Origin of the sequence: Saccharomonospora amisosensis, from assembly GCF_011761185.1 — a bacterium.
GTDB classification, from domain to species: Bacteria; Actinomycetota; Actinomycetes; order Mycobacteriales; family Pseudonocardiaceae; genus Saccharomonospora_A; species Saccharomonospora_A amisosensis.
Map to the genome: position 1 here is coordinate 2,754,019 of NZ_JAAOYM010000001.1, position 25,362 is coordinate 2,779,380.

The window sequence follows — 25,362 nt, forward strand, 5'->3', positions numbered from 1 at the left end:
CCAGGCCAGAAACAGGCAGGAACAGGTTCAGCCAGGTCGGCTCAGGTCGGCCCCTGGCCCGCTGCGAGCCGCGCGCACCGGGGCCAACACCGCCATGACGATCATCAGTACGGCGGCGGCCGCGGCCAGCCAGCCGTAGGAGGCCACGGCGACCACGACGCCAGCCAGCGACCCGCCCACGGCGGCGGCGCCGTTCATGACCAGGTCTGATGCGCCCTGAGCACCGGTCCTGGTCTCGGCAGGCACGGACTCGGAGAGCAACGCCGACCCCGCGACCAACCCGAACGACCAGCCGAGGCCGAGCAGGAACAGGCCGATGCCCAGCAGCACGGCGTCATCGGCCCGTGCCGCGCCGCTCACGATCGCGGCGGTGGCCATCACCACGGCCCCCGCGACGATCACGGGCACCCGGCCGAACCGGTCGGCCAGGTAACCGGTGAGCGGCGAAAGGCCGTACATGCCGAGGATGTGCACGCTGATGACCATGCCGATGACGCTCAGCGACACATCGACGTGATGCATGTGTACCGGGGTCATCACCATCACCGACACCATCGCGGCGTGGGAGGAGGCGATGGCCAGCAACCCCACCAGCGCCTTTGGCCTACCGGCGATCGCGCGCAGCGAGGCCGTGAAGCCCGCGCCCGCCTGCCGCGTCCCGGTTGCGGTGTCGACCTGTCGCAGTCCCGCGAGCCGCAACGGGTCCGGTCGCAACAGCAGGAACAACACAGCGGCGGAGCAGGTGAACGCCGCGAAGGTCACCAGGAACGGGCCGGTCAGTGGCGGCAGCCCCAGCGAAGCACCCACCTTGCCCGCCGGGTCGGCGAGGTTGGGTCCCAGTACCGAGCCGACCGTCGTCGCCCACACCACGATGGACAGCGCACGCGCCGTGTGCCCCGGCCGCGCCAGGTCGGTGGCGCCGTATCGGGCCTGCAGCCCCGCCGCGGTGGCCGAACCGAACAGCAGCAGACCGCCGAGCAACAGCGGCAGCGAACCGATCGAGGAGGCCGCGACCACCACCGCGGCGCCGAGCGCGCCCAGCAGCATGCCGCTGACCAGCCCGGCGCGCCTGCCCCGCAACCGGGTGAGCGCGGCGAGCGGAACCGCCGCGACCGCCGCGCCCAGCACACCGAAGGTCTGCGCCAGCCCCGCCACGCCCTCCGTGCCCGCGACGTCGGCCGCGATGAGGCCGCCGACGGCCACGCCGATACCGACCCCGAGCCCGCCGAGCACCTGCGCCACCGACAACACCGCCACGGTCCGTCGCTGAACGGAGGCGGTGTCCGGTTCCTGGTCCGGCTCCTCGCTGTCGGGTGTGGGCAGCCGTGTTCCGACCTCGCTCACCGTGTCGACCCCTTTCCGGGCTGTGCCCACCATCGCCCACCATCGCCACCGTCGCCACCGTCGCCGACCATCGCCCACCGTCCGCCTGCCCCGCGGCGGCAGGCCGTGGGTCGTCGGCCACCGAGGCGGAAGCTCAAGGACCCATCACCTGGCGGCGACACTCCCAAAACGCCGGGCGCGCACCTTCGCCCGCGCGAGGGCACCGGTTCATAATCGCACGATCGCCACCCCCGCCCACCAGCCTGATTGCTGTGCTCCCGGTGTGTTTCCGGCCTCAGTGAACCGAGACAGTGGGCCGTCAACCCGCCGTCAACCCATGGTCTTGGCGCCGTCCAGCGACTCGCGCAGGATGTCGGCGTGCCCGGCGTGCTGCGCGATCTCGCCGATGAGGTGCAGCAGCACCCGGCGTGCCGACCAACGGGCACCGGGCTCGAACCACGGCGCCTCGGGCAGCGGCCGCGCGACATCCAGGTCCGGCAGTTCGGTCACGATCTCGGCGGTGCGCCGCTGCGCCTCGTCGAGTTCGGCGAGCAGGCCCCGCAGGGTCTCCCCCGGCAGCATCCGGAACTGCTCCTGCCAACCCTGCGACGAGCCAGACACGGCGTCCCGGTCACCGAGCACGAAATTCATCCACCGCCGTTCCACCGTGCTCACGTGCTTGATGAGGCCACCGAGACACAACTCGCTGGCTGTGGTCCGGCACTCGGCCTGCTCGTCGGTAAGTCCGCGCACCGTCTGGCGCAGGAAGTAGTGCTGCGTCGCCAACGACTCCAGCAGGTCGGCTCGCTCGCCGGTCATCGCAACGGTCATGATCTTTCCCCTCGTCGTGTCGCATCGGCCATTCCTCGATGAGCCCTGACCACAACCGTATGGAGAATTCAGGACGGTTTTCGTCCGCAATCGCGCGAGCCACGAAGTCGCGAATCAGGCGCCGCTTCCTCCTGATTCGCGGGCCCGTTGCAGCGCGGGACCGAACCGCTGCTGCACGGCGTGCCAGGCCTCGACCACCTCGCCGCGCTCCGGTTCGACCGGGTCGGGATGGGCACGGTCGCCCTGGAAGGACAGCAGCGTCTGCACCACGCGACCCACCACGTCGGGATGTCCGAGCGGGACCGGTGGCTCGACCCGCACGGCGGGGTCGCTCTCCCTGCTCAGGAAGGCACCGACCCGGACGTCACGGGCACGCAGCGCCGAGCGCGCCTCCTCGGTGGCCCGGTCCCACCAGTCGGCCGTGGTGCCGTAGTCGTCGACGTGTGCGGTGCCGGGGTCCGCGGGCGCCGGGTCCACCGCGACCACGGTGCGCACGACGGGAAACTTCAGCGCGAGTCGCAGCGCGGGTTCGGCGGCGGTGCCCGATGCCACCAGATGCACCCGGCCGGACAGGCCACCGAGGATCTCCTCCACCGAAGGCTCGTCGCCGACCTCGGCGGGAAGTCGGCACCACCCGACCCGCAGGTGCTGCGCCAGTGGCCGCCAGGTCGCGGGGAGTTCGTTGTGTTTGGCCTCTCCTGCCGGGTCGAGCACCAGCACCACGGGGGCACGTTCGGGGCCACGCCAGACCACCGGCGGCCCCGCCCCCCGGATGCCGTCTTCGCCGAACTCACGCACCATGGGCCACGCGTACCCGATGCGGGCCGGAGTATGCGCCCGCCCCGCCGCGGGCTCGCCACACCGGCACGGGCACCAGCCGTTGCCGCCGCCGCTCGTCAGCCTCGCAGCGACCTGCGGCGAAACAGTCTGCCCGCCAGCGGGACGACGACAAGCAGGATGCCGGCCCACCACAGCGCGGCCAGCCACGCGGTGTTGCCCAGCGGCGTTCCCATGAACAGCGCTCGCACGGCGTCGACGACCACGCTGACGGGCTGGTCTTCGGCGAAGGCCCGCAGCCCCGGTGGCATCGTGCTCGGCGGGACGAACGCGCTGCCGACATAGGGAACGAACACCAGCGGCATCGCCATGCCACTGGCACCCTCGACCGTCCTGGCCAGCAGACCGAGCACCACGGCCAGCCACGAGACCGCCAGTGCGAACAACGCCAGCAGGCCCAACGCGATCAGCCACTGCCCTGCACCGGCGACCGGACGAAATCCCACCAGCAGTCCCACGCCCACCATCACCACGATCGACACCAGGTTGCGCAGCATCGCAGCCGCCACGTGCCCGACCAGCACCACCGCACTGACCATCGGCATCGAACGGAACCTCTCGACGATGCCCTCCAGCATGTCGTTCGCCACGGCGACACTGGTCGTTGTCGCGTTGAACGCGATGCTCACGACGATGATGCCCGCCACCACGTAGTTGACGTAGGTGACGTCGCCGGTGTCGATCGCGCCACCGAACAGGTAGCGGAACATGAGCAGCAACGTGGTGGGCAGGAACAGCATCAGCATCAGTTCCTCGGGGCTGCGCGAGATCCGCCTGAGGCCGCGCCCTGAGAGCACCCACGCATCGCGCAACGCCCACGACCACCTCGGCCGCGGCGCCCCGCTCGGCTGCTGAACCGACATCACTGGCCTCCCCCTTCGCGGCCCGTCAGGGTGAGGAACACGTCGTCGAGGGTCGGCTTTTTCAGGGTCAGTTCGCTCGGCTCGACACCGGCCGCGGCGACCTTGTCGAGGACACGCCTTACGTCCTTGGCGTATTCGACGGCGACGTCCAGGGTGAACGCCCGCCCGTCGAGCATGGGCCGCTCGGCTGCGAGCACCTCACGTGCCACGCCGAACGCCACCGCGTCGGTCATGGTCAACGTCAGCCGCTCGGCCCCCACCTGTCGTTTCAGCTCGGCGGGGGTCCCCTTCGCGATGATGCGCCCGCCGTCCACGACGGCGACCCGGTCGGCGAGTTCGTCGGCCTCCGCCAGGTATTGGGTGGTGAGCAGGATGGTGGTGCCCTCGGCCACCAGCCGCCGCGCGGTGTCCCATACCGCGTTGCGGCTGCGTGGGTCCAGCCCCGCCGTCGGTTCGTCCAGGAAGAGCACCGGCGGCGCGGCCAGCAGGCTGACCGCGAGGTCGAGCCTGCGTCGCATTCCACCCGAGTACGTGCGCACCTGCCGGTCGGCCGCGCCTGCCAGGTCGAACAGTTCCAGCAACTCGGTGGCCCTGCGCCGGGCCGCGCGAGCGCCGAGTCGGAACAGCCTGCCCATCAGCACCAGGTTCTCGCTGCCCGTGAGGTACCGGTCCACCGCCGTCTGCTGCCCGGCAAGCCCGATCGACGCGCGCACCGCGTCGGCCTGCGTGACCACGTCGAAGCCGTTGACCAGCGCCGTGCCGCCGTCGTGCCGCAGCAGCGTGCTGAGAATGCGCACCGTTGTCGTCTTGCCCGCGCCGTTGGGTCCGAGCAATGCCAGCACGGCACCCCTCGGCACTCGAAGATCCACCCCGTCGAGCACTTCCAGCTCCCCGAATCGCTTTCGCAACCCAGTGACCTCGATCGCCTGAGTCCGTTCCATCGCACCCCTCCAAAACTGTGTATCACATACACTAATGATTAGGTAATACACAGTTTTACGATGGTCGTCAACCGAGGCGATGGGATGTTGATGCCGGGTAACCCGAAGGACGCGCGCAGCCGAGTCGAACTGCTCTGGGGCGAGGGGCGCGACCGCAGCAGAGGACCGCGACCGAGGCTCAGCCTGGAGCGGATCGCGGCGACCGCGATCGAGATCGCCGACGCCGACGGCCTCGATGCCGTCTCCATGCAGCGGGTAGCGAAGGAACTCGGCTACACGACGATGTCGCTCTACCGCTACGTTCCCGACAAGGACCAGCTCATCGAGGTGATGCTCGACCACTGCGCAGGCGAGCCACCACCGGCCCCCGACAGCGGTTGTTGGCGAGCCGACGTCGAGGCCTGGGTTCACGGGTTGTGGCAGCTGTACACCGAGCACCCGTGGATGCTGCGGGTGCGGATCAGCGCGCCGCCCATGGGTCCAGGGCAGCTGCAATGGCTCGAGGCGGTCCTCGCGCCGCTGGCCCGCTCAGGACTGGCCGACGCCGAACTGGTACCGGTGGCCACGATGCTGCTGGGTATGGTGCGCCAGTTCGCGGCCCTGGCCACCGACATGACCGACAACCGCGAGCAGCTCGGCATCAGCACCGCCGAGGCCGAGGCCGAGTACGAGGCCACGCTACGGCGGTTCGTCACCGAGGACCGCTTCCCCACGCTGGCCAGGCTGACCGAGGGTCGGGTCTTTCGGCCGAGCGGCCTCGCCGATTCCGGCATCGGGCTGGATCTGGAGTTCGGGCTGAAGCGCTTCCTTGACGGTGTCGAGAGCTACGTCGGCGGCCGCGCCCGCTGAGGCCACACGGCAGGCTCGGCGGTCACGGCATCGGGCCCGCGCCCTTCACCTCGCGCAGGCAGTCACGGGCGATGGCGAGGACCCCCGGATCGCTGGTCTCCCTCCTTGCCATGCCCAGGTACCAGTTCGCCAGCCGCAACGCGTCGTCGTAGCCGGCTTCGGCGACGACATGCCGGACCACCCGGACCGCGTGGCACGACTGCCTTCTGCGGGCGGCGCCGAGCAGTTCGCGGGCCTGAACGGCGAGATAGGCCTGCTTGTCGACCGTCGGCAGGTTGGCCTCCATGTGCGGGGTTCCTCTCTGGACAGTGGCGACATTCGCGACAGCGGCGCTCCCGCCGGCCGTATACCGCCTACCCGACCCGATCGCCGCGAAACCAGGTCGCCGCGTCACTCGCGCCGACGGCGCAGGCGGACCCAACGGCACGCGGGCACCCGCGAACTTGGCAACGGCTAGATCCGCCGTAGGATGCCGGGTATGGCACAACAGCGCGGCTACCACCACGGGGACCTCCGTCGTGCCGTACTCGACGCCGCGATCGAGGTGATCAGCACAGCAGGACCCGGCGCGGTGAGCCTGCGCGACCTGGCACGCCGGGCAGGGGTATCCCACGCGGCGCCAGCGCACCACTTCAAGGACAAGGCCGGGCTGCTCACCGCGATCGCGGTGGAGGGCAACGAACTGCTCGCCGCGGCGCTGGCTGGGCCGCCCGCAGGCGAAGCGCCCGGACTCAAGGAACTCGGTGTCCGGTACGTGCGGTTCGCGCTCGATCATCCCGCTCATTTCGAGGTGATGTACCGCCCTGACCTCTACCACGGCGACGCTGCCGAGTTGGTCGCCGCCAAACGGCGCACAGCGGATCTGCTCAGGCAGGCTGTCGGCGCGCTCGCCGCCGACGCCAGCGGTGACGGCAGGGGTGCAGGCACCGACGTCGCGGTGCTCGCGGCCTGGTCGCTCGCGCACGGCTTCGCGACACTGTGGCGCGGCGGCAACATCGACCATCTCGTGGCTGGAGCGGGCCCGGCCGAGGCGTTTCGCGACGTCGCGGCCACCGCCTTCCAGGGTCGTACCGATCGCGCGCCGTAGCCGGCATTTGGGTGGGCCCGGAAGTCGGCCTGGAAGTCGGTTTGGAAGTCGGTTTGGAAGTCAAGGCCCACGATGTGGGAGCGATGGACCGCTGATCGCCGTCCTGCGAGGATCGGCGATCATGAGCGGTCCCACGACAGCGCTGGTGCAGCGCCGCCACATCGACCTGCTCCGGGTCAGCTCCGCACTGTGCCCCCTCGGCTGACGCCACTTTCCGTCGCCCTCGTGCCGCGGCCAGCGGCGCGGTACATCGAAGCCGAGGTATCCCATGCTCACCCTGCTGCTGTTCGGCCTCGCCGGTTTCCTCGCCCAGCTCGTCGACGGCTCGCTCGGCATGGCGTTCGGGGTCACCGCCACCACCACGCTCGTCGCAACCGGAACCGCCCCCGCCGTCGCGTCGGCGGCCATCCACCTCGCCGAGGTCGGCACCTCACTGGCCTCGGGCGCGGCACACTGGCGGCTACGCAACATCGACTGGCGCACGGTGGGCATCCTCGCCCTGCCCGGCGCGGTGGGTGCCGTACTCGGCGCCTACGTACTCACCGCGCTGTCCACCGAATCGGCGTCGGTGTGGATCGCCACCATCCTGCTGCTGCTCGGGCTCTACGTGCTGATCCGCTTCGCGTTCCTGCGGCTCGGCAAGTTGATCACCAGCAAGCGGCCGGGCGCCCGCTTCCTCGGGCCGCTCGGCCTGCTGGCCGGGTTCATCGACGCCAGCGGGGGCGGCGGTTGGGGGCCCGTGGCCACGACCACCCTGCTCTCCTCGGGCAGGCTGGAGCCACGCAAGGTGGTCGGCTCCGTCGACACCAGTGAGTTCATCGTCGCGCTGGCCGCGAGCGCCGGGTTCTTCTTCGCACTGTCCACACGACACCAGCTCAACTACACGGTGGTAGCCGGCCTCATGATCGGTGGTGTCGTCGCCGCACCGCTGGCCGCCTGGCTGGTACGCAGGCTCCCGCCCAGGGTGCTGGGTGCCGCCGCGGGCGGGATGATCGTGCTCGCCAACGCGCGCACGCTGCTGAGCGCCACCGGTGCGGGCGCGACCATCACCACGATCGCGGTCGCCGCGATCGGAGTGCTGTGGGTCGCGGGGGTGACCACCGCGATCCGCTCGGTGCGCCAGGAGCGCCATGTCAACGCCCTCGCAGGGGAGACCGGCCCGCCGGGCAGGCGCGACGCACGGTCCGCGCGGGCCTGACCGGCGTCACACTCCCAGCCCGCGTTCCACCGCGGCGATCAGCTCGGGGCGCAGCGCGCTCGGCGGGATCACCGCGTCGACGGACCCCACCCGCACGGCACGCTGGATGCTGTGCACCCGGTCGAACTCGGCTGCCACCTCTCCCAGCTTCTCGGCACGCACCGCCGCCCGGACGTCGGCGAGGCGGGTGATCAGCTCAGCGCGCCGCGCACCCTGCGCATCGGCCAGCTCGGCCTGCAGCCCGCGCACCCGCTCATCGCTCGCCGTGCGGGTATCGACGTCGCCCGCGAACACCACCGCCGCCGCGGGGGCTCCACCGATCACCGACGCGTACGAGCCGTCCACCGCCAGCACCGTCATGTTGGGGTTGAGCGCCTTGGAGAACACCACGAACGCTCCCCCGTGGTAGCGGGAGATGACGCAGAACACGATCGGGCCCGAGAAGTTCACGACGGCCCTGCCGATCTCGGCGCCGTACTCGAGTTGCAGCTTGCGCATCGACTCCGGCGAGCCGTCGAAGCCCGACAGGTTCGCGAGCACCACGAGCGGCCGGTTACCGCTGGCCGCGTTGATGGCCCGCGCCACCTTCTTGGACGACCGGGGGAACAACGTGCCCGCCGTGTAGGTGTCCGGGCCGTCGGTGGGCGGGAAACCGCGCCGTGGCACGGACCGCGACTCGATCCCGACCAGACACACCGGCCAGCCGCCGAGCTTCACGTCCTGCACCACGGCGGTCTCGGCGTCGGCCATGCCTGCCCAACGCTCGAGCACCGGGTGGTCGGCGTCGGCGACGGCGCGCATCACGGTGCGGATGTCGAACGCCTTCTTGCGGTCGGGATTGGCCTCGGGTGAGAAGATCTCGCCGACCGTGGTGAAGTCGCTGCCGACCACGTTGTGCGGGTAGTCGCGGACGTCGCGGTCGGTGGGGTCGGTGGTCTCGGCTCGCCGTGGCCCCGGCTCACCGGGCACCACGTAGCTGTGGTCGTAGTGCGCCATGAGCACATCGCGCGCCCCGGCAAGGTCGGGCGCCCAGTACTGGGCCTGCCCGTTGGGACCCATGACCCGGTCGTAGCCGCCGATGCCGAAGTTGTCCTCCGCCGATACCCCTCCGGAGAAGTCCAGCGACTGCTTTCCGGTCAGCACCATCGCCGAGTCCGGTGTCATCACCAGGATTCCCTTGGTGTGCATCAGCATCGTGGCCTCGGCGTTCCAGTACGGCTGCGCGCCGACGTTGATCCCGGCCACCACCACGTTGATCTCGCCGCCGTCCTGGGTGAATCCCACGATGCGCTTCAGTACGGCCGCGATCCAGTCCATGTTCTCGGTGCCGGAGTCCATCGCGATCCTGGCCCCCGCCGACAGCGCGAACCACTCGACGGGAACGCGCATCCGCTGCGCCAGGTCCAAAGCCGCGACCACCCGCAGGCACTCCGGTTCCGACAGCGCGCCGAGCGCCTTGGTGGGGTCACCGAGCAGCGCCACGCGGGTGACGCCTTCTGGATACCTCGGCGTCGGTGTGGTCACCACGCCCGCCACGACGGCGGCCTTGTTGAGCCCCTTCGGACGGTCGACCGGCACCAGCACGCCGGTATCGCCGAGGTCGTACTCCTGGAACGTGCCACCGACACCGGCGAGCGCGTCGAACAGTTCGTAGGGGTAGACGGTGCCGCGACGGCTCGCCCTGAGCACCTTCTGCCCGTAGTCGTCCAGCGGTTCGATCGGCTCACTCGACGGCTCACCCATGCGTACCCGCACCCCGGAGCCCGCGTGGTAGGAAATGCGCACCGCCACGTCTCTCAACTCGCCGCTGACGTGGTCGCGCTGCCGGCCGAGGAACTGCACCTCCTCCAGTCCCGCGCCCGCGGTGCTCGGCACGACGCGACCGGCGACGGCTCGCAGGTCCTCCATGGTGAGTTCGCTGGGCGGCCAGACGTAGATGAACACGCGGTTGGTGTCGAACCGTTTCTTGGCGGGCCTGCGCGCCTGCACCTTGCGGATCGCGTCGAGGCAGGCGTCCAGGGTTCCCTCAACGGCGGGCAGCGCGAGAACGTTGCCCTCGCTGTCGCGCAGCGGGGTAAGGTCACGCACCTGGCCCATCGCGACGAGCCGCTCGTCGGAGGGGTTGTTCGCGGCGACACAGCGGAACAGGTAGACGTCCTCGTCGGCGGACGGCAGCCGGGTGAGGTCGAACTGGCTGAGCCTGCGCAGTTGCAGCCGCTGCGCGACAAGCGGGTGCAGGCCACGGATCAGCCGGTCCTCGGTGAGTCCCCGCTCGCCGGGTCGGAAGGTGAAGTGGTGGTGCATGGCCGCGCCGCTGCGACCGGCGACGGTGGTGGTGATGCGCCGGACCCGGCCGGGCAGCGGTGTCTGCTCCAGCACCGCGAGCAGCTTGTCCGACATCGTGTCGTCGTCATCGGGTTGCTGCGGCCACGTCAGGTAGATGTCGGCGACGAGCGCGGCGCCGTCCGCTTCGGCATCGGCCACGCCCGCGACGGCGCGCAACGCCTCTGGCAGCCCGGAGAAGTCCGCGGCGGTCGCGACAAGCCGCAGCCTGCTGCCGTCGAGGTCGTACTCCGCCGTGACGCACGCGCACCCGTCGTGGATGGCGGTGCGCATGCCCTCCAGCGTGCGTTCGCGGTAGTACCGCCTGCTCATCACCTCAAGCAGCGGACCGAGGTCGGCTCCCGGCCTGCCGATGCGCTGCCCGAGCACCCTTACCAGCGGTTCCGGGCTGGCGACCATCTCCGCGACCCGCTCGTCGCGGTCGGCGGCGCCGGGGTGCTCGTCCAGGTAGCGCAGGTGCTGGCGCACCCGTGCGTAGATCTCCGCGCGGTTGCGGCGAAGCATCGGCTGGGCGAACCAGCGGAACACCAGGCTGCGGGCCAGGTCGCCGACCGAGGGGAAGCGCAGCTGGGTGGCCGTGATGAGGTGTTCCAGCGCGCGCCCGACGGTCTCTCGCCAGCCGTTTCCCGGTGGTGGCTCGGTGAGCCACTGCCGCAGCAGGGCGGTGATCACCGCGACGTCGGAGGCCGCGCGTTGCTGCGCGAGGAAGATGCGGAACACCGCTTCCTCCAACTCCGCGCAACGTTCCAGCTCCTCGACACCGTAGTGGCCCAACGCCCTGGCCAGCCGCTGCTGGAAGGTCTCGGACAGCCCGGCCCGCTCCACGTCGAGGCTTTGCAGGTAGGTGTGGAAGTACTCGCGCGGGCTGTGCACACGGGTGTCGGCCGTGGTCTCCTCCCCCGCGGGCCGGTTGCGGCTGAGTTCGGACAGGTCCGCGAACACGCGCAGCAGCGCGACCTCGTCGCCGATCAACCGTTCCCGGTCGGCACCCGGCTCCGCCCGCGCGGCGAGGTAGTCCGACAGCGCCCTGCCCTCGTCGTGCGGGTCGACGTCGAACCCGAGCAGTCGGCTGCGCAACTCGGTCAGCGCCTGACGCGCGCGCTCGTGCGGCACACCCGCTTCGGGTTCGGGCGGCAGCTCCAGATCGATCCGTTGCCCGGCTCCGGTCGCCTGCTCGGCTCCATCCGTTTCCAGCGGTTCCAGCCGCAGCAGCGGCGCACCGGTCTCCACCTGGCTGCCGACGGAGACCGGCCGCTCCCGCAGCACCGCCCTGAACGGCGCGCGCAGCACCGTCTCCATCTTCATGCTCTCCAGCACCAGCACCGGCGCGCCGGACTCGACCTCGGTGCCGATCTCCACCGGGGTGGCCACCACGAGCGCGGGTGCCGGTGAGCGCACCACCCCGCCCTCGTCGCGGCTGACGCGGTGAGTGACGCCGTCCACCTCGACCACGTGACTGGGCCCGTGGGTGCCGGTAACCAGGCTGAACCGGCTGCCGTGCACGAACAGCTGGGCGCGGTGCTCGTCGAAACGTTCCAGCTCGACGTCGACGGGCCGGACCTCACCGTCGTCGACGATTCCGACGCGGAACCGGCGAGGACCGGTGCGCGCCACCGTGACGCGGTACGCGACGCCACGCAGCTTCAGGTCGGTGGCGGCGCTGCCGGAGTGGCGCACCTGCGGGCGGCCGCCGTGAGCGGTGGACAGCAGGTGCTGCCGTTCGACGAGCTCGCCCTCCTCGTAGGCCTCGATCGCCGCCGCGGCGAGCGCCACCCCGCAGTGCCGGGTCGAGGCCAGCCGTCCCTGCCCGCGTACCCGGTCGATCCAGCCGGTGTCCGCGCCCGCCTCGATCACCTCGTCGGCGTTGAGCAGGTCGAGCAGGAAGCTCTTGTTCGTCGCGCCGCCCTCGATGAGCACAGTGGTCCCGGCCACGGCGCGTCGAAGCCTGGCGAGCGCCTCGTCGCGGGTGCGGCCGTGGGCGATGATCTTGGCGATCATCGAGTCGAAGTCGGCGGGAATCGTGTCACCCTCGCCGACGCCGGTGTCGACGCGGATGCCGGGACCGGCGGGCAGCTTCAACAAGGTGATGCGACCGGGCGCGGGAGCGAAGTCGCGGTCGGGGTCCTCGGCGTTGAGCCTCGCCTCCACGGCGTGGCCGGTCTCCGCTGGCGGCTCGCCCTCCAGCTTGCCGCCCGCCGCGACGTGCAACTGGGCCTTGACCAGGTCCATCCCGGTGGTGGCCTCGGTGATCGGGTGCTCGACCTGAAGCCTGGTGTTGACTTCCAGGAACGCGAACAACCGCTCGCCGGGGTGGTACAGGAACTCCACCGTCGCGGCACCCCGGTAACCGACGGCCAGCGCGAGCCGCTCGGCGGATTCCTTCAGCTCCCTGGTCTGCTCGGCACTCAACAGCGGCGACGCGGACTCCTCGATGATCTTCTGGTTGCGGCGCTGCACCGAGCAGTCGCGCACCCCCAGCGCCCATGCCGTGCCCTGGCCGTCCGCGATGACCTGCACCTCGACATGCCGGGCGCCGGTGACCAGCCGTTCGAGGAACACCACACCGCTGCCGAAGGCGCGTTGCGCCTCCTGGCTGGTGCGTTCGAAGGCATCGACCAGCTCGCCCTCGCCGGTCACCACGCGGATGCCACGACCGCCACCGCCTGCGGTGGCCTTGAGCATGAGCGGGTAGCCGATCTCCCGCGCCGCCGAAAGCGCGGCCTGCTGGTCGGCCACCGCGCCCCTGCTCCACGGGGCCACCGGCACGCCGACCTCCTCGGCCAGCAGCTTCGCCCCGATCTTGTCACCGAGCTTGCGCATCGCCTCGGGGCTCGGCCCGACGAACGTCACACCGATCCGCTCGCACAGCTCGGCGAACGCGGGGTCCTCGGCGACGAAGCCCCACCCGACCCATGCCGCGTCGGCCTCGGTCTCACGCAGCGCACGCTCCAGCACGGCCAGGTCGAGGTACGGGCGGGCCGAGGCTGGGCCGAGGCAGTAGGCGTGGTCGGCCTCCCGCACGAAGGTGGCGAAGCTGTCGGCCTCGGTGTAGAGCGCGACGGTCTCCGGCCGCGCCCCGCCCTCGGTGCCGAGCTCCCGCACGGCATGGATCAGCCGCATCGCGGCCTCTCCCCGGTTCACGATGGCGACACGACTGAACACCGAAGACCTCACCAGCTCCCACGACGACATCCGAAAAGCGACATGCGAAAGCGAGGCCCAGCCATGGGCAGGCCGCCGCCTCGACCTACCCCACTGTGTCGGTTACCGGCCGGTCCCGAAATGATCGCCACTCACCACGTCGCGGGAGCAAGCTTTGTAGGAAGTCACCAAACGCGGTCGCAACCACAGGTCATCGGCGGTTGCGCCGGATTCGGGGCCTGCTCGAGACTCACCGGCATGTCAACCCAGCGCCGCTCCGTGCTGCGGCGGGCCCTGCGCATCCTCGACACCTTCTCCGATGCCGCCGACGGGCTGAGCCTCTCCGAGCTCAGCCGCCGCGCGGGTGTACCGCTGACGACCACCCACCGCATCGTGGGCGAACTGTACGAGTGGGGGGCGCTGGAGCGAGACGACGCGGGCAACTACCGCGTCGGGCTGCGGCTGTGGGAGATCGCCGCGCTGGCCCCGCGCTCGGTGGGGTTGCAGCGCATCGCGCTGCCGTTCATGCAGGACCTCTACGAGACCACGCACCGAGGCGTGCATCTGGCGGTGCGCACTGACGACGAGGTTGTGTTCGTCGAGCGGTTCGTCAGCCCGGAGCGGGCGAGCGCGCGCCCTCGCGTGGGCGGCCGCTACGCGCTGCACGCCACCGCGGTGGGCCTGGTGTTGCTTGCCCACGCTCCCGTCGAGGTGCAGCAGGAGGTGCTGAGCAGGCCGCTGGAGCCCTACACCCCACACACCTACTCCAGTGAGCGGGAACTTCGTGAGGTGCTCGCCGACGTGCGGCGCAGCGGCTACGCGGTCAGCGACCGGCAGATCGACCCGGAGTACGTGTCCGTGGCCGCCCCGATCTACGGCAGCGACGACACGGTGGTCGCCGCACTGTCGCTGATCGTGCCGCACACCGAGTCGCACGGGCCCGGCCTGGGACACCTGGTGCAGGCCACGGCGCGCGGCATTTCCCGGGCGCTCGGTGCGACGAGACCACCGCTGCCGCACCCGTCTTCCGGTATTCGGAAAGGTGGGTAGCAGCACCGAACCCGTGGGCGCGAACCTCTGCCGTGCCGGTCACAGAGTGGTGATCGGCACGGAGGAACAGGAGACGACATCGTGCCCACCCACCCGCTGTCCCGTTCGCCACTGTCCCGTTCGGCGCTGTCCCTTCCCGCGCTGTCCCGCAGGTCCTTCCTCAAGCGCTCAGCGATCGCCACGGCCGCCGTGGCCGCTGGTCCGACGCTGCTCACGGCGTGCGGCTCGGAGCCGGCGGGCGCTGGCGGTGACCGCGAGGCGATCACGTTCCTCAGCTACCTGCCGCTGGAGACGCTGTCGATGGCGCCCGAGTTGCTCGGTGTGGCGGGCGGTTACTTCGCCAAGCACGGGCTGGATGTGGAGTTGCAGCCGGTGAAGGGAACCGCGCAGGGCATCCAGACGCTGATCTCTGGTATCGGCCCGGTCTGCCGGGCGGGGCAGATCGATCTGATGACGACCATGTCGGAGGAGAACCGACCGTTGGTGGCCATCGGCACACTGTATCGCGGCTCGGGCCTGCGCATCCTCTACAGCAAGAGTGATCCGTTGACCAAGCCGGAGGACTTCGTCGGCAAGACCATCGGTGTTCCTTCGGAGGGCGGCACGAGTTCCAAAGTGGTCTCCCTGGTACTGGCCGCCGGCGGTTTCGACCCTGCGCGGACCCCACGCCAGGTCACCGGTCTGACGCCGGGAACGTTCAACCTGGTGCAGCAGGGCCGGATCGGCGGTTATGTCACGAGCATCGACACGGCGAACATCGTGCTGTCGCAGCACGAGGACGCGGGCGTGTTCGACCCTGGAACCGTGGTGAAGTCCGACTCACAGGTTTATCTCACGACCAGGGACGTCATGCAGCAGAACCCGGACATGCTGAAGGCGTTCCTGGCGGGCATCCACGACACGCTCACGGCATTCGTCGCCGACAAGAACTTCGACAAGACGATCGCCAAGATGCGGGAACAGTACTCGTTCGCCACCCTCGACGACGACGTGATCGCCAGGAAGAGCCTGGGTATCAGTCGCGAACTGTGGACCGGTGGTGACCCGAACCAACCGTTGTTGGTCACACACGAGGACGCCTGGCTTGCCGGCTATCGGGAACTGGTCGATGCCGGAGTGGCAAAGCCCGGCGGCGACGCGTCGTCGTGGTTCGACAACAGCCTGTTGCCCGAAGCCAAGGCCTGAGAATAGGGAGTCGTATGTCCGCTCAGGACATGGATATCGTGCCCGCCGCCTGCGACCCGACTGACTCGGCACCGAAAGCCGTGCCGAAGTTGGAGTTGGTGGGTGTTGATAAGGAGTTTCGGAGTCGGCGTGCGTTCACGCATGCGTTGGCGGATATCAATCTGACGATCTCGGACGGGGAGTTCGTGTCGGTGATCGGCCGGTCGGGGTGTGGTAAGACCACGCTGCTGCGGATGCTGGCCGGGTTGCTGGCCCCGACCACCGGGCAGATCCTGGTAGAGGGCCGCTCCCTGTGGAACGGCACCCGCGTGGACACCTCCGTGGTGTCCCAACTGGGCGTGGTGTTCCAGGACGCCAACCTCTTCCCCTGGTACAGCGTGGCCGACAACATCGCCCTGCCGTTGAAACTCCGCGGCGACTCAAAGACCACCCGCCGCGACCGCGCCCACGAACTCGCCGACCTGGTCGGCCTGACCGGATACGAAAAAGCCTACCCCCGCGAACTCTCCGGCGGCATGCGCCAACGCGTCGCCATCGCCCGCGCCCTGTCCACCCACCCCACCCTGCTCCTCATGGACGAACCCTTCGGCGCCCTAGACGCCCTCACCCGCGAACGCATGAACCTCGAACTCCAACACATCACCCACACCACCGGCGCCACCGTCGTGTTCATCACCCACGACATCACCGAAGCCGTCTTCCTCGGCGACCGCGTCATCCAACTCACCCCCCGACCCGGCCGCATCGCCGACACCCAACCCATCCCCTTCCCCCGACCCCGCCACATCGACCTCCAAACCGAACCCCACTTCGGCACCATCGCCCGCCACCTCCGCCACGCCCTCGACGGCCAGGACCAACCATGACCAACCCACGCCTCACCAAACTCCTCCCCTGGATCACCACCCCCCTCATCCTCCTGACCTTCCTCACCACCTGGGACCTCTTCGCCCGCATCAACAACCTCTCCGAACTCGTCCTCCCCCGACCCCTCACCGTCCTAGCCACCCTCACCAACCTCGCCACCGACCCCCAAACCTGGTACCACGCCCACATCACCACCACCGAAACCCTCACCGGCTTCACCATCGCCCTCGCCACCGGCATCACCACCGGCACCATCCTCGGCAAAATCCCCTGGATCGAACGCAGCCTCCGCCCCATCATCATCGCCTCCCAAGTCATCCCCAAAATCGCCCTCATCCCCCTCTTCGTCATCTGGTTCGGCTTCGGCATGACCTCCAAAATCATCATGGCCGCCATGCTCGCCTTCTTCCCCATCATGCTCAACGTCCAACTCGGCGTCCGCTCCGTCCAACCCGGCCAACACGACGTCATGAAAACCCTCAACGCCACCCGCTGGCAAACCTTCACCCACCTCGAACTCAAAAGCACCCTCCCCCACATCTTCACCGGCATGGAAGTCGGCATCGTCTTCGCCATCATCGGCACCATCGTCGGCGAATACCTCGGCGGCAACGAAGGACTCGGCTACCTCATCGTCCGCACCCTCAACGAACTCAACGCCCCCGCCCTCTTCGCCGTCATCACCCTCCTCTCCACCCTCGGCCTCACCCTCTACCTCCTCATCAACACCCTCAAACGCCTCACCATCCCCTGGCACGAATCCATCTACCAACACGACCACAACACCTAACAACCACAACAAACGTCCAAGAGAGACACGAACATGCCACATGAGCTCACCGAGCTGCGGGTCAACACGGTCACCAAACGAGGCACCATGTCCACAGAGGACCTCACGGCTGACGTCTGCGTCGTCGGAGCCGGCATCGCGGGGCTGTCCGCGGCCGTGGAGTCGCGTAACCTCGGCCGCTCCGTCGTCCTCGTCGACGCACTGCCCGTACTCGGCGGGCAGTGCGTCAACTCGCTCATCGGCCTGTTCTGTGGGGTGTACGGCAACGGACCCGAGTACCGGCAGCTCAGTCACGGGATCTTCGACCCGATGTTCGCCGACCTCGGCGGTACCGGCGACATCCACTTCAACCGAGGTCACACGACGACCGTGAGCTACGACGAGGTCGTGCTGGGGCGCTGGATCGAGAATCTGGTGCGGTCACTTGACATCCAGGTGGTGCTCGGCGGTTCGGTGCTGGACGTCGGGATGGACGGCGCGAGGCTCACCGAGGCGACGTTCGCCACCAGACACGGCACTGTGCGGGTGCGGGCGAGCGGTTTCGTCGACGCGACCGGCGACGCGGCGCTGACGTGGGAGGCTGGGTTGCCGTGCCGCGTCCCGGAGCGCACCATCTGGGGCTCACAGCAGATCCGACTGGAGAACCTGCGGGAGGAGCACAAGCCCAGCCACGCCGAGCTCACGGCGCGGGTGGCGGAGAAGGCCGAGCAGTACGGCCTGGTGCGCCGCGACGGCCTGGCGTTCTTCTTCCCCGGCCGCGGCACGGCGGTGATGAACATGACGCACGTCGAGGCGCCGCTACGGGCGGTGCCCGCAGCGCGGGCGCAGTTGGAGGGGCGCGCACAGGCCGACCGGGTGGTGGGGTTCCTGCGGGCGGAGTTTCCCGAGGCCTTCGCCGACGCGAAGGTCCGGCTGTACGGCCTGCCCGGCCGCAGGCAGACCAGGTGGATCGCCTCGGAGCACCAGCTCACGGTGGACGAGGTTCGCACAGGGGTGCGCTTCGAGGACGCGGTGGCGCGCACCGCGTGGCCCATCGAGTTGCACGACCGGATCGAAGGGTATGTGTGGGAAACCTTCGACCCCGATCACGTGCATTACGTTCCGCTGCGCAGCCTGATCCCTGTCGGGGCGGGCAACCTGGTGGCGGCGGGCCGGTGCGTGGACGGGGACGCCGCCGCGCTATCCAGCGTGCGGGTGATGGGGCCGTGCGCGGCGATGGGCTTCGGTGCCGCGCACGCACTGGACCTGGCGGGCGACGCGAGCGTGCGCGAGATCGACCTCGCGCAGCTACGCGAGCGCCTCCACGACAACGTCGACAGCTGACAACCTCCCCACCCCAACCGCGAGTCCCCCGTTCCCGCCCGCGAGTCCTGCACTCCCGTCCGCGAGTCCCCCGCTCCCGTCCGCGAGTCCCCCGCTCTCGCCCGCGAGTCCTGCGTTGACGTTCGAGGGCATGCCGGGACGCGAACCGGGTAGCCCGCGAACATGACGACAGCACCGTTCGAGCCGGACCCGCAACCGGAGGAAGAGATCGCCGCGGCAGACCCTGGTCGTGGCGCGCCGCGACCGGCGCCCGGATTCGGACCCACCAACGGGGAACCAGACCAGGCCGCCGAGCCGGACACCGACGACGAAGTGGACCGAGACCGCCGTTGACCGCGAGAGTCCTCCTGCTGGGCGGCCCGGATGTCAGCGGCAGCGCGCCTGTATACGGCGCACCGAACGCAGAACTCGCAGGCACGAACGCAGAACTCGCGGGCAGGAACGGGGGACTCGCGGGGAGGGAACGGTCAGGCGGGCAGGATCCTGCCGCGCACCTCGCCGAACCCGATCCGCCCGCCACCGACCGCGGGAGCGGTCGCCGAGATGGCTACCTCGTCGCCGTCGAGCAGGAACGTGCGCCGCTGACCTGCCACCTCGATGGGCTCCTTACCGCCCCAGGTGAGCTCGATGAACGCACCCCGTTCGTGGCGCCGCGGGCCCGAGATGGTGCCGGACGCGTAGAGGTCGCCCGTGCGGCACGACGCGCCGTTACAGGTCAGGTGGGCCAGCATCTGCGCCGGCGACCAGTACATCTCGCGGTACGGTGGCCGGGCGACCTCCTCGCCGTTCCACACCACGGACAGGTCGATGTCCAGCCCCCACGACTCACCGCCCCGCAGGTACGGCAGCGGAGGTGGGTCCTGCGGTGGCGTCTCCACCCTGGCCTCCTCCAGCGCCGCCATCGGCACCACCCACGGCGAGATGGAGGTCGCGAAGCTCTTGCCCAGGAACGGTCCGAGCGGCACGTACTCCCATGCCTGGATGTCGCGTGCGGACCAGTCGTTGACCAGCACCGCGCCGAAAACGTGCTCGGCGAAGTCGCCGCAGGCCACGGCGCTGCCGAGTTCGGAACCCACACCGACGACGAACCCGAGCTCGGCCTCGATGTCCAGCCGCCGCGACTCACCGAAGGTGGGCGTGTCCTCATCGGGGGCCTTGCGTTGGCCGCTCGGGCGCACGATGTCCGTCCCGGAAACCACGACCGTGCCCGAGCGGCCGTGATAACCCACCGGCAGGTGCTTCCAGTTGGGCAGCAGCGGTTCGGCGTCGGGACGAAACAACCTGCCAAGGTTGGATGCGTGATGTTCGGAGGCGTAGAAATCCACGTAGTCGGCGACCTCGAAGGGCAGCCGCAGCCTCACCTCCGCCACCGGGTGCACGGCCGTGTCGGGAAGCTCGGCCGAAACCAGCTCGGTGATCCGTTCCCGGACCTCGTTCCAGCGTGCTCGGCCCTGTGCCATGAAGGCGTTCAGCGACGGCTCGGCGAACACGTCGTCGCGCAGGGTCACCGCCAGGTCCACCACCGAGTCCGCCACCCGCACCCCGACGCGTGGAGTGCCGCCCGGTGGGGAGAACACACAGTAGGGCAGGTTGGTGAGCCCGAACAGCGAGCCCTCCGGCACGGCGATCCTCGTCACGCACTGACTCCTTCACTGAGCATGGAGCCGGGGAGCAATCCGAGCTCCACCAGTTCCGCGAGCGGTTCGGTGACACTGCAGGTTCCGAACGACACGAACAGCTCACGCACGGCGCCGCCACGGTCCTCGCCGAGCGCACGCACCCCGGCAGCCACGGCAGCCGCGTCGCGATCGGCGAGCACGGCGGCCACCCGCTGTTCGTCGGCGCCATGGGCCGCGGCGTCGGTCGCCAGCAGCAGGTTCAGGAAACCGTGTTGTTCGAAGCCGGTTTCCTGGTCGGTGTTGCGGATGGCGTGGTGCAACCCGGCCGTGGCCTTGAACGGCACGCCCGCACGTACCGCCGCGACGACCGCGCTAGCCAGTTCGGCTTCGCCCGGGTGCAGTTCAGCGCGGACCCCGCCGGTGCGGAACTTCGCCTTCCACCCTCGTTCCGCGCACACCGCGAGCACGCCGTCACGCCGCCCGTCGCGGGGGATCTCCAGGAAGACCTCGGCGCCGACGTCGTCCAACCAGGCCGTGTCCAACCGGGCCTCGTGCAGCGCGGAAGGCAGCCGCTGGAGTTCCAACTCCGGGGGAATGACGATCTCCATGGCACGCAACCGCACCGGCAGTTTCGCCGAGGCGGTGACGGCGGCCGCGACCTGTCCCGGCCCTGCGGGCGCGGTGACCGCCAGCTCGAGTCGATCCCGCCCGAGCAACGAACCGAGCTCCGCCAGCGCGGGCGCCGCGACCACGAGCGGCCCGACCAACTCGCCGTAGCGTGCCGCCCGGTGTGCCGCGTGAGCCGGCACCGCCTCCGCCGGCGGCATCATGCCGGGAGGGAACATCGCCGCGTCGTCACACAGTCTCGCGGCGAACGCGGGCAGCGCGCTCACCTGTCGGGCCCCCGGCCGGACCAGGTCCAGGCGTACCCGGGGTCCTCGCAGGCCAGCCCGCCCTCGCCGAGTTCGAGTGGGCGGAAGGTGTCGACCATCACCGCCAGCTCGTCGAAGAAGTCCACTCCGATGCTTCGCTCGTAGGCTCCGGGCTGCGGGCCGTGGGCGTAACCGCCGGGGTGCACCGAGACCGACCCCTGCCCGATTCCCGATCCCTTACGGGCCTCGTAGTCGCCACCGCAGTAGAACATGATCTCATCGGAGTCCACATTAGAGTGATAGTACGGTACCGGGATGGAAAGCGGGTGGTAGTCCACCTTGCGCGGGACGAAGTTGCACACCACGAAGTTGTTGCCCTCGAACACCTGATGCACCGGCGGGGGCTGGTGCACTCGTCCGATGATCGGCTCGAAGTCGTGGACACTGAAGGTGAACGGGTACAGACAGCCGTCCCAGCCAACTACGTCGAACGGGTGCTGCGGGTAGACCATGCGCGTGCCGACCAGGGCGCCGCCCGCCCGGTGCTTGACGTAGACCTCGACGTCGGTGCCCTCGCCCGCCATGGGCTGTGTCGGGCCGTGCAGGTCACGCTCGCAGTAGGGCGCGTGCTCCAGCAGCTGACCGAAGCGTGACAGGTAGCGCTTCGGTGGCGAGACGTGACTGCTGGCCTCTATCGCGTAGGCGCGCAACGGTCCTTCCCCGTGCGGCAACCAGCGGTGTGTGGTCGAGGTCGGGATGACGACGTAGTCACCCGCCCTCGCCTCGACCGCGCCGAACATCGTCTCCACCGTCGCCTGGCCCGACTCGACATAGACGATCTCGTCACCGGTGGCGTTGCGATACAGCGGTGAGTCCTGAGTGGACACCACGTAGGAGATCCGCACGTCGGCGTTGCCGAGGATCAGCCTGCGGCCGGTGACGACGTCGGTGTGCGACCAGGTCTCCTTGGGGAACAGTTCGTGCAGCCGCAGGTGCCTCGGCCGCAGCGGGTGATTGGGCGTTGTCGTCTGGTCGGGCAGCTCCCACGGCTGCGAGTCGACGATCGCCGATGGAATGTTGCGGTGGTACAGCAGCGAGGAGTCGGAGGAGAAGCCCTCCTCCCCCATCAGTTCCTCGAAGTAGAGCCGTCCCTCGCTGTCACGGTGCTGGGTGTGACGCTTCGGGGGCACGGCGCCGACCTGCCGGTAGTACGCCATGGCTGGCCTCCTTGCTGTCGGTCGGGGCGCGAGCGACCGCGCACCCTTTCCATATAGTTAATGTATTGACTACCTGAGTCAAGAGCCGTGCTCAGTTGCGGCCACGCACGTCGAACTGGTCGCGGTTGGTGATCAGCTTGTTCAGCAGCAGCACCAGGATCCGCTGCTCCGTTTCGGTGAGCACGCTCGCCCATTCGTGCTCGCGCTCGTTGTGCTCGCCGAACACCTCGACCATCTCGCGCAGGCCCGCCTCGGTCAACGACAGCAGCACCGACCTGCCGTCGTGTGTCCCCGGCGTGCGTTCCAGCAGGCCGTCTGCGACGAGGGCCTTGCCGAGGTTGGAGACGGCCGCGCGACTCATGCCGGTGAGTTCGGCCGCCTTCCTGGCCTCGAGCGGCCCGGCGAGCCAGGTGACGAACAGCAGGCGAAACGCCGACCACGACCGCCCCCTCGGCCGGTGCACCGAAGCCTCGAGGTCGTAGGTGACAATGTTCGAGGCCCTGTTCAGCGTCAGCAGCACCTCGGTGGCCGATTGGTGCCGGAAGCCGTACTCGGTGGCCAGCCTGCGGTTGGCGAGGGCGACGAAGGACCAGAAGTCCAGCTCGGGCTCGCCCTCACCGCCGGCGGAATTGGTTAACACATGAACTATCGTAGGCGCCGGTTCAGGACTTGCGGAACCGCGCGACGGTCTCCTGGATGGCGGGTCCGGTGGCCGAGGACGCCTGTGCCCACGACTCGAACTCAAGCGTCGCCCTGAAGTCGCCTGTCCTGGCCACGCCCACCGCGGACTTGATGTCCCTTGCCAGCGCGGGGTCCAGTTCCGCCCACCGCAGGGCTCGCTCCTCGGCCGCGGCGAGGGGGTCGTCGGCGAGCTCAAGCGCCAGGCCCTCCCGCACCGCGGCCGGGCCGTCGAGCGCGCCGCCGTCCAGCAGCATCGCGAGCGCCCGCTGCGCGCCGAGCGCGTCGACCAGGAACCACGTGCACCCGCCTCCCGGGTGCAGGCCGATCCGGGAGAACGTCGCCGCGAACGAAGCCGAGGGGCCCGCGATCCGCACGTCGCAGGCCATGGCGAGGTTCAACCCTGCGCCCACTGCGGGCCCCTGCACGGCGGCTATCGTCGGGATCTGCAACGCGCGCAGTCGCAGGAAGCTGTCGTACACCTGGTGAAGGTGCTCGCGCAGCTCGCCGACCTTCGCGTTGCCGGCGTGGCCGAACAGCGCGGGCAGATCGGCACCGGCGCAGAACGCCTTTCCCTGCCCGGAGACGACGAGGGTGCGTGCCCCCTGGTCGGACGCCACGGTCGAGATCGCCGAGCCGAGTTCCGCGCACATCTGCTCGTCGAGGCAGTTGCGCCGGTCCGGGTCGGTCAGCGTCAGCTTCCACCTGCCGCCGTCGTTGTCCAGGGCCACCTTCGTCATCGATCCTCGCTTCACACTCGTTTCGGCCGGTCCGACAGGCTATTGGCTCACCAGCCCGCGGCACCACGCAGGGCTGCCGTCAGCGCTGTTGGCGGTACCGTCGATACATGACCGAACGCAAGCCGCCGGGCGTGTCTTTCGAGAGCTGGGTCGAGCGCCAGATCCGGCTCGCCCAGCAGCGGGGCGAGTTCGACAACCTGCCCGGTGCGGGCAAACCGCTGCCGCGGGGGCCGAAGGACCGGCTCGACTGGTTCGCGCGCAAGCTCGAACGTGAGAACGTCGACGGCTCCGCGCTGCTGCCGCCGTCGCTGGCGGTGGCAAAGGAGATCGAGGAGTTGCCCGCAAGGCTGTCGCGGGAGCGATCGGAAGCGAGGGTGCGCGACATCGTCGCCGACCTGGGCGAACGCATCCGGCAGGTTCATCGCGGCCCGCAGGTAGGACCGCCCCTGCGGGCGAGGCCGATCGACGTGGAGGAAGCTGTCGAGGCCTGGCGCGAGCGCCGGAAGCCGTGAGCCCCACCCCGCCGCGAGTCCCCCGTTCCCGTCCGCGAGTCCCCCGTTCCCGCCCGCGAGTCCTGCGTTCCCGCCCGCGAGTTCTGCGTCGCGGGCTTCGAATCTAAGATCCTGTTCTACTGTCCTCGAGACGAGAGGCAACCCGGATGCCCGAGATGTCCCTCGCCCACGTGCTCGCGGCCCTCGACTTGCGAAGGATGTCGCCCGACACCTTCTCCGCCCCCAGCCAGCCGCTGCCCCCGCACCGGGTGTTCGGCGGCCAGTTGCTCGCCCAGTCGGTGATCGCGGCAGGCCACACCGTGCGGGACAACTCCACCATCCACTCACTGCACGCCTACTTCGTCCGCACGGGCGACCCGGCGGAACCGATCGAGTTCACAGTCGACCGCACCCGCGACGGGCGCTCGTTCGCCGCCCGCAGGGTCGAGGCGGTCCAGTACGGCAAGACGATCTTCCAACTGCTGGCCTCGTTCCAGGAACCGGCCTCCGGCCCCAGCCACCAGGACTCGTTGCCTGCCGTGCCGGGGCCCGACTCGCTGCCCGCTCGCTTCCCGTTCGGTTCGCCCGACGGGCCGATCGAGGCGCGCCGAGTACCGCAAGGCGCCGAGGGAAGGTCTGACGGGCGGGCCCGTGCGGCGGTGTGGGTCCGCCTCACCGGGGCGCTACCGCCGAACCCGCTGTTGCACACCGCGCTGCTGGCATACCTCTCCGACTATTCGATCATGCATGCCGCGTTGCGGACCCATTCGCTGCGGCACAGCTCCCAGCACGTCAAGACGGCCAGTCTCGATCACGCCATGTGGTTCCACGGCCCGGCGAATCTCGAGGGTTGGCTGCTCTACGACACGGTGAGTCCTGCCGCCGGCAGCGCTCGCGCGTTGGGGATGGGCAGGCTGTTCACCCGGTCCGGCCAGTTACTGGCCACGGTCGGTCAGGAAGCGATGGTGCGGATCTCCGACACGCCCTGATTCGCGGGCGGGGCGGAGCGCAGAACTCGCGGGCGGGAACGGGGAACTCGCGGGCGGCAACGGGGGACTCGCGGGCGGCAACGGGGAACTCGCGGGTTGGGGCGCGGCTGGTGGTGGGCGTTCGACGG

The 25,362-nt window shown here is 69.7% G+C and carries 24 protein-coding genes; 12 read left to right on the forward strand and 12 right to left on the reverse strand.

Annotated features, from left to right (window positions below; genetic code table 11):
* Nucleotides 1–27: 27 nt before the first annotated feature.
* From FHU38_RS13440 to FHU38_RS13460, 5 genes are all read right to left on the reverse strand, one after another.
* Nucleotides 28–1,344: an MFS transporter gene (locus FHU38_RS13440; protein WP_167170998.1), complete on the reverse strand. Its 1,317-nt coding sequence runs from the start codon at nt 1,342–1,344 to the stop codon at nt 28–30.
* 309 nt (nt 1,345–1,653) lie between these two features.
* The gene (locus FHU38_RS13445; RefSeq protein WP_167171001.1) at nt 1,654–2,154 is read right to left on the reverse strand and encodes a DinB family protein; all 501 of its coding nucleotides are present in this window, start codon (nt 2,152–2,154) and stop codon (nt 1,654–1,656) included.
* A gap of 114 nt (nt 2,155–2,268) precedes the next feature.
* Nucleotides 2,269–2,952, reverse strand: coding sequence for a hypothetical protein (locus FHU38_RS13450; protein ID WP_167176040.1), 684 nt, complete (start codon nt 2,950–2,952; stop codon nt 2,269–2,271).
* 98 nt (nt 2,953–3,050) lie between these two features.
* A complete protein-coding gene (locus FHU38_RS13455; protein ID WP_167171004.1) occupies nt 3,051–3,854 on the reverse strand; it encodes an ABC transporter permease in 804 nt (267 codons plus the stop codon).
* Nucleotides 3,854–4,795, reverse strand: coding sequence for an ATP-binding cassette domain-containing protein (locus tag FHU38_RS13460; RefSeq protein WP_167171007.1), 942 nt, complete (start codon nt 4,793–4,795; stop codon nt 3,854–3,856). Before FHU38_RS13460 ends, FHU38_RS13455 begins: the two co-directional genes overlap by 1 nt.
* Nucleotides 4,796–4,855: 60 nt before the next feature.
* Here FHU38_RS13460 and FHU38_RS13465 point away from each other — a divergent pair, with 60 nt between their 5' ends.
* A complete protein-coding gene (locus FHU38_RS13465) occupies nt 4,856–5,644 on the forward strand; it encodes a TetR/AcrR family transcriptional regulator (RefSeq protein WP_243852248.1) in 789 nt (262 codons plus the stop codon).
* A 22-nt stretch (nt 5,645–5,666) separates the two neighbouring features.
* Here FHU38_RS13465 and FHU38_RS13470 read toward each other — a convergent pair whose 3' ends face one another.
* Nucleotides 5,667–5,930, reverse strand: a complete 264-nt coding sequence (locus FHU38_RS13470) for a hypothetical protein (protein WP_167171010.1) — start codon at nt 5,928–5,930, stop codon at nt 5,667–5,669.
* 192 nt (nt 5,931–6,122) lie between these two features.
* Between FHU38_RS13470 and FHU38_RS13475 the strand changes: the two genes are divergently transcribed.
* The 3 genes from FHU38_RS13475 (at nt 6,123) to FHU38_RS13480 (ending at nt 7,929) form a co-directional block, all read left to right on the forward strand.
* Complete coding sequence (locus FHU38_RS13475) at nt 6,123–6,731, forward strand: TetR/AcrR family transcriptional regulator (protein ID WP_167171012.1); 609 nt, start codon at nt 6,123–6,125, stop codon at nt 6,729–6,731.
* 121 nt (nt 6,732–6,852) lie between these two features.
* Nucleotides 6,853–6,936, forward strand: a complete 84-nt coding sequence (locus tag FHU38_RS28180; protein ID WP_390623322.1) for a putative leader peptide — start codon at nt 6,853–6,855, stop codon at nt 6,934–6,936.
* A gap of 63 nt (nt 6,937–6,999) precedes the next feature.
* A complete protein-coding gene (locus tag FHU38_RS13480; protein ID WP_167171015.1) occupies nt 7,000–7,929 on the forward strand; it encodes a sulfite exporter TauE/SafE family protein in 930 nt (309 codons plus the stop codon).
* Between the two features lie 6 nt (nt 7,930–7,935).
* On the opposite strand, the gene FHU38_RS13485 is transcribed toward FHU38_RS13480, so the two are convergent.
* Complete coding sequence (locus FHU38_RS13485) at nt 7,936–13,434, reverse strand: ATP-binding protein (protein WP_167171018.1); 5,499 nt, start codon at nt 13,432–13,434, stop codon at nt 7,936–7,938.
* Between the two features lie 237 nt (nt 13,435–13,671).
* Here FHU38_RS13485 and FHU38_RS13490 point away from each other — a divergent pair, with 237 nt between their 5' ends.
* The 6 genes from FHU38_RS13490 (at nt 13,672) to FHU38_RS13515 (ending at nt 18,961) form a co-directional block, all read left to right on the forward strand.
* Nucleotides 13,672–14,463, forward strand: coding sequence for an IclR family transcriptional regulator (locus FHU38_RS13490; protein WP_167171021.1), 792 nt, complete (start codon nt 13,672–13,674; stop codon nt 14,461–14,463).
* 81 nt (nt 14,464–14,544) lie between these two features.
* Nucleotides 14,545–15,648, forward strand: a complete 1,104-nt coding sequence (locus FHU38_RS13495) for an ABC transporter substrate-binding protein (RefSeq protein ID WP_313886763.1) — start codon at nt 14,545–14,547, stop codon at nt 15,646–15,648.
* Nucleotides 15,649–15,662: 14 nt separating this feature from the next.
* Nucleotides 15,663–16,514, forward strand: a complete 852-nt coding sequence (locus FHU38_RS13500) for an ABC transporter ATP-binding protein (protein WP_167171024.1) — start codon at nt 15,663–15,665, stop codon at nt 16,512–16,514.
* Nucleotides 16,511–17,305: an ABC transporter permease gene (locus FHU38_RS13505; RefSeq protein WP_167171027.1), complete on the forward strand. Its 795-nt coding sequence runs from the start codon at nt 16,511–16,513 to the stop codon at nt 17,303–17,305. Before FHU38_RS13500 ends, FHU38_RS13505 begins: the two co-directional genes overlap by 4 nt.
* Nucleotides 17,306–17,338: 33 nt before the next feature.
* The gene (locus tag FHU38_RS13510; protein ID WP_167171030.1) at nt 17,339–18,628 is read left to right on the forward strand and encodes an FAD-dependent oxidoreductase; all 1,290 of its coding nucleotides are present in this window, start codon (nt 17,339–17,341) and stop codon (nt 18,626–18,628) included.
* Between the two features lie 162 nt (nt 18,629–18,790).
* Nucleotides 18,791–18,961 (forward strand): hypothetical protein, encoded by a 171-nt coding sequence (locus tag FHU38_RS13515; RefSeq protein ID WP_167171033.1) that lies wholly within the window; start codon nt 18,791–18,793, stop codon nt 18,959–18,961.
* A gap of 134 nt (nt 18,962–19,095) precedes the next feature.
* Here the strand turns inward: FHU38_RS13515 and fahA are convergent, their stop codons facing one another.
* The 5 genes from fahA to FHU38_RS13540 form a co-directional block, all read right to left on the reverse strand.
* Nucleotides 19,096–20,265 carry a fumarylacetoacetase gene (gene fahA / locus FHU38_RS13520; RefSeq protein ID WP_167171036.1) on the reverse strand — a complete coding sequence of 390 codons (1,170 nt, stop codon included), beginning with the start codon at nt 20,263–20,265 and terminating at the stop codon, nt 19,096–19,098.
* Nucleotides 20,262–21,140: a hypothetical protein gene (locus FHU38_RS13525; RefSeq protein WP_167171038.1), complete on the reverse strand. Its 879-nt coding sequence runs from the start codon at nt 21,138–21,140 to the stop codon at nt 20,262–20,264. Before FHU38_RS13525 ends, fahA begins: the two co-directional genes overlap by 4 nt.
* A complete protein-coding gene (locus FHU38_RS13530) occupies nt 21,137–22,336 on the reverse strand; it encodes a homogentisate 1,2-dioxygenase (RefSeq protein ID WP_167171041.1) in 1,200 nt (399 codons plus the stop codon). Before FHU38_RS13530 ends, FHU38_RS13525 begins: the two co-directional genes overlap by 4 nt.
* Before the next feature lie 91 nt (nt 22,337–22,427).
* On the reverse strand, nt 22,428–22,976 hold the full coding sequence (locus FHU38_RS13535; RefSeq protein WP_167171044.1) for a MarR family winged helix-turn-helix transcriptional regulator: 549 nt from the start codon (nt 22,974–22,976) through the stop codon (nt 22,428–22,430).
* Nucleotides 22,977–22,998: 22 nt separating this feature from the next.
* Complete coding sequence (locus FHU38_RS13540; RefSeq protein ID WP_167171047.1) at nt 22,999–23,754, reverse strand: enoyl-CoA hydratase; 756 nt, start codon at nt 23,752–23,754, stop codon at nt 22,999–23,001.
* Between the two features lie 107 nt (nt 23,755–23,861).
* On the opposite strand from FHU38_RS13540, the gene FHU38_RS13545 reads away from it, so the two are divergent.
* Nucleotides 23,862–24,266, forward strand: a complete 405-nt coding sequence (locus FHU38_RS13545) for a DnaJ family domain-containing protein (RefSeq protein ID WP_167171050.1) — start codon at nt 23,862–23,864, stop codon at nt 24,264–24,266.
* A gap of 146 nt (nt 24,267–24,412) precedes the next feature.
* On the forward strand, nt 24,413–25,234 hold the full coding sequence (locus FHU38_RS13550; RefSeq protein WP_167171053.1) for an acyl-CoA thioesterase: 822 nt from the start codon (nt 24,413–24,415) through the stop codon (nt 25,232–25,234).
* Nucleotides 25,235–25,362: the final 128 nt, after the last annotated feature.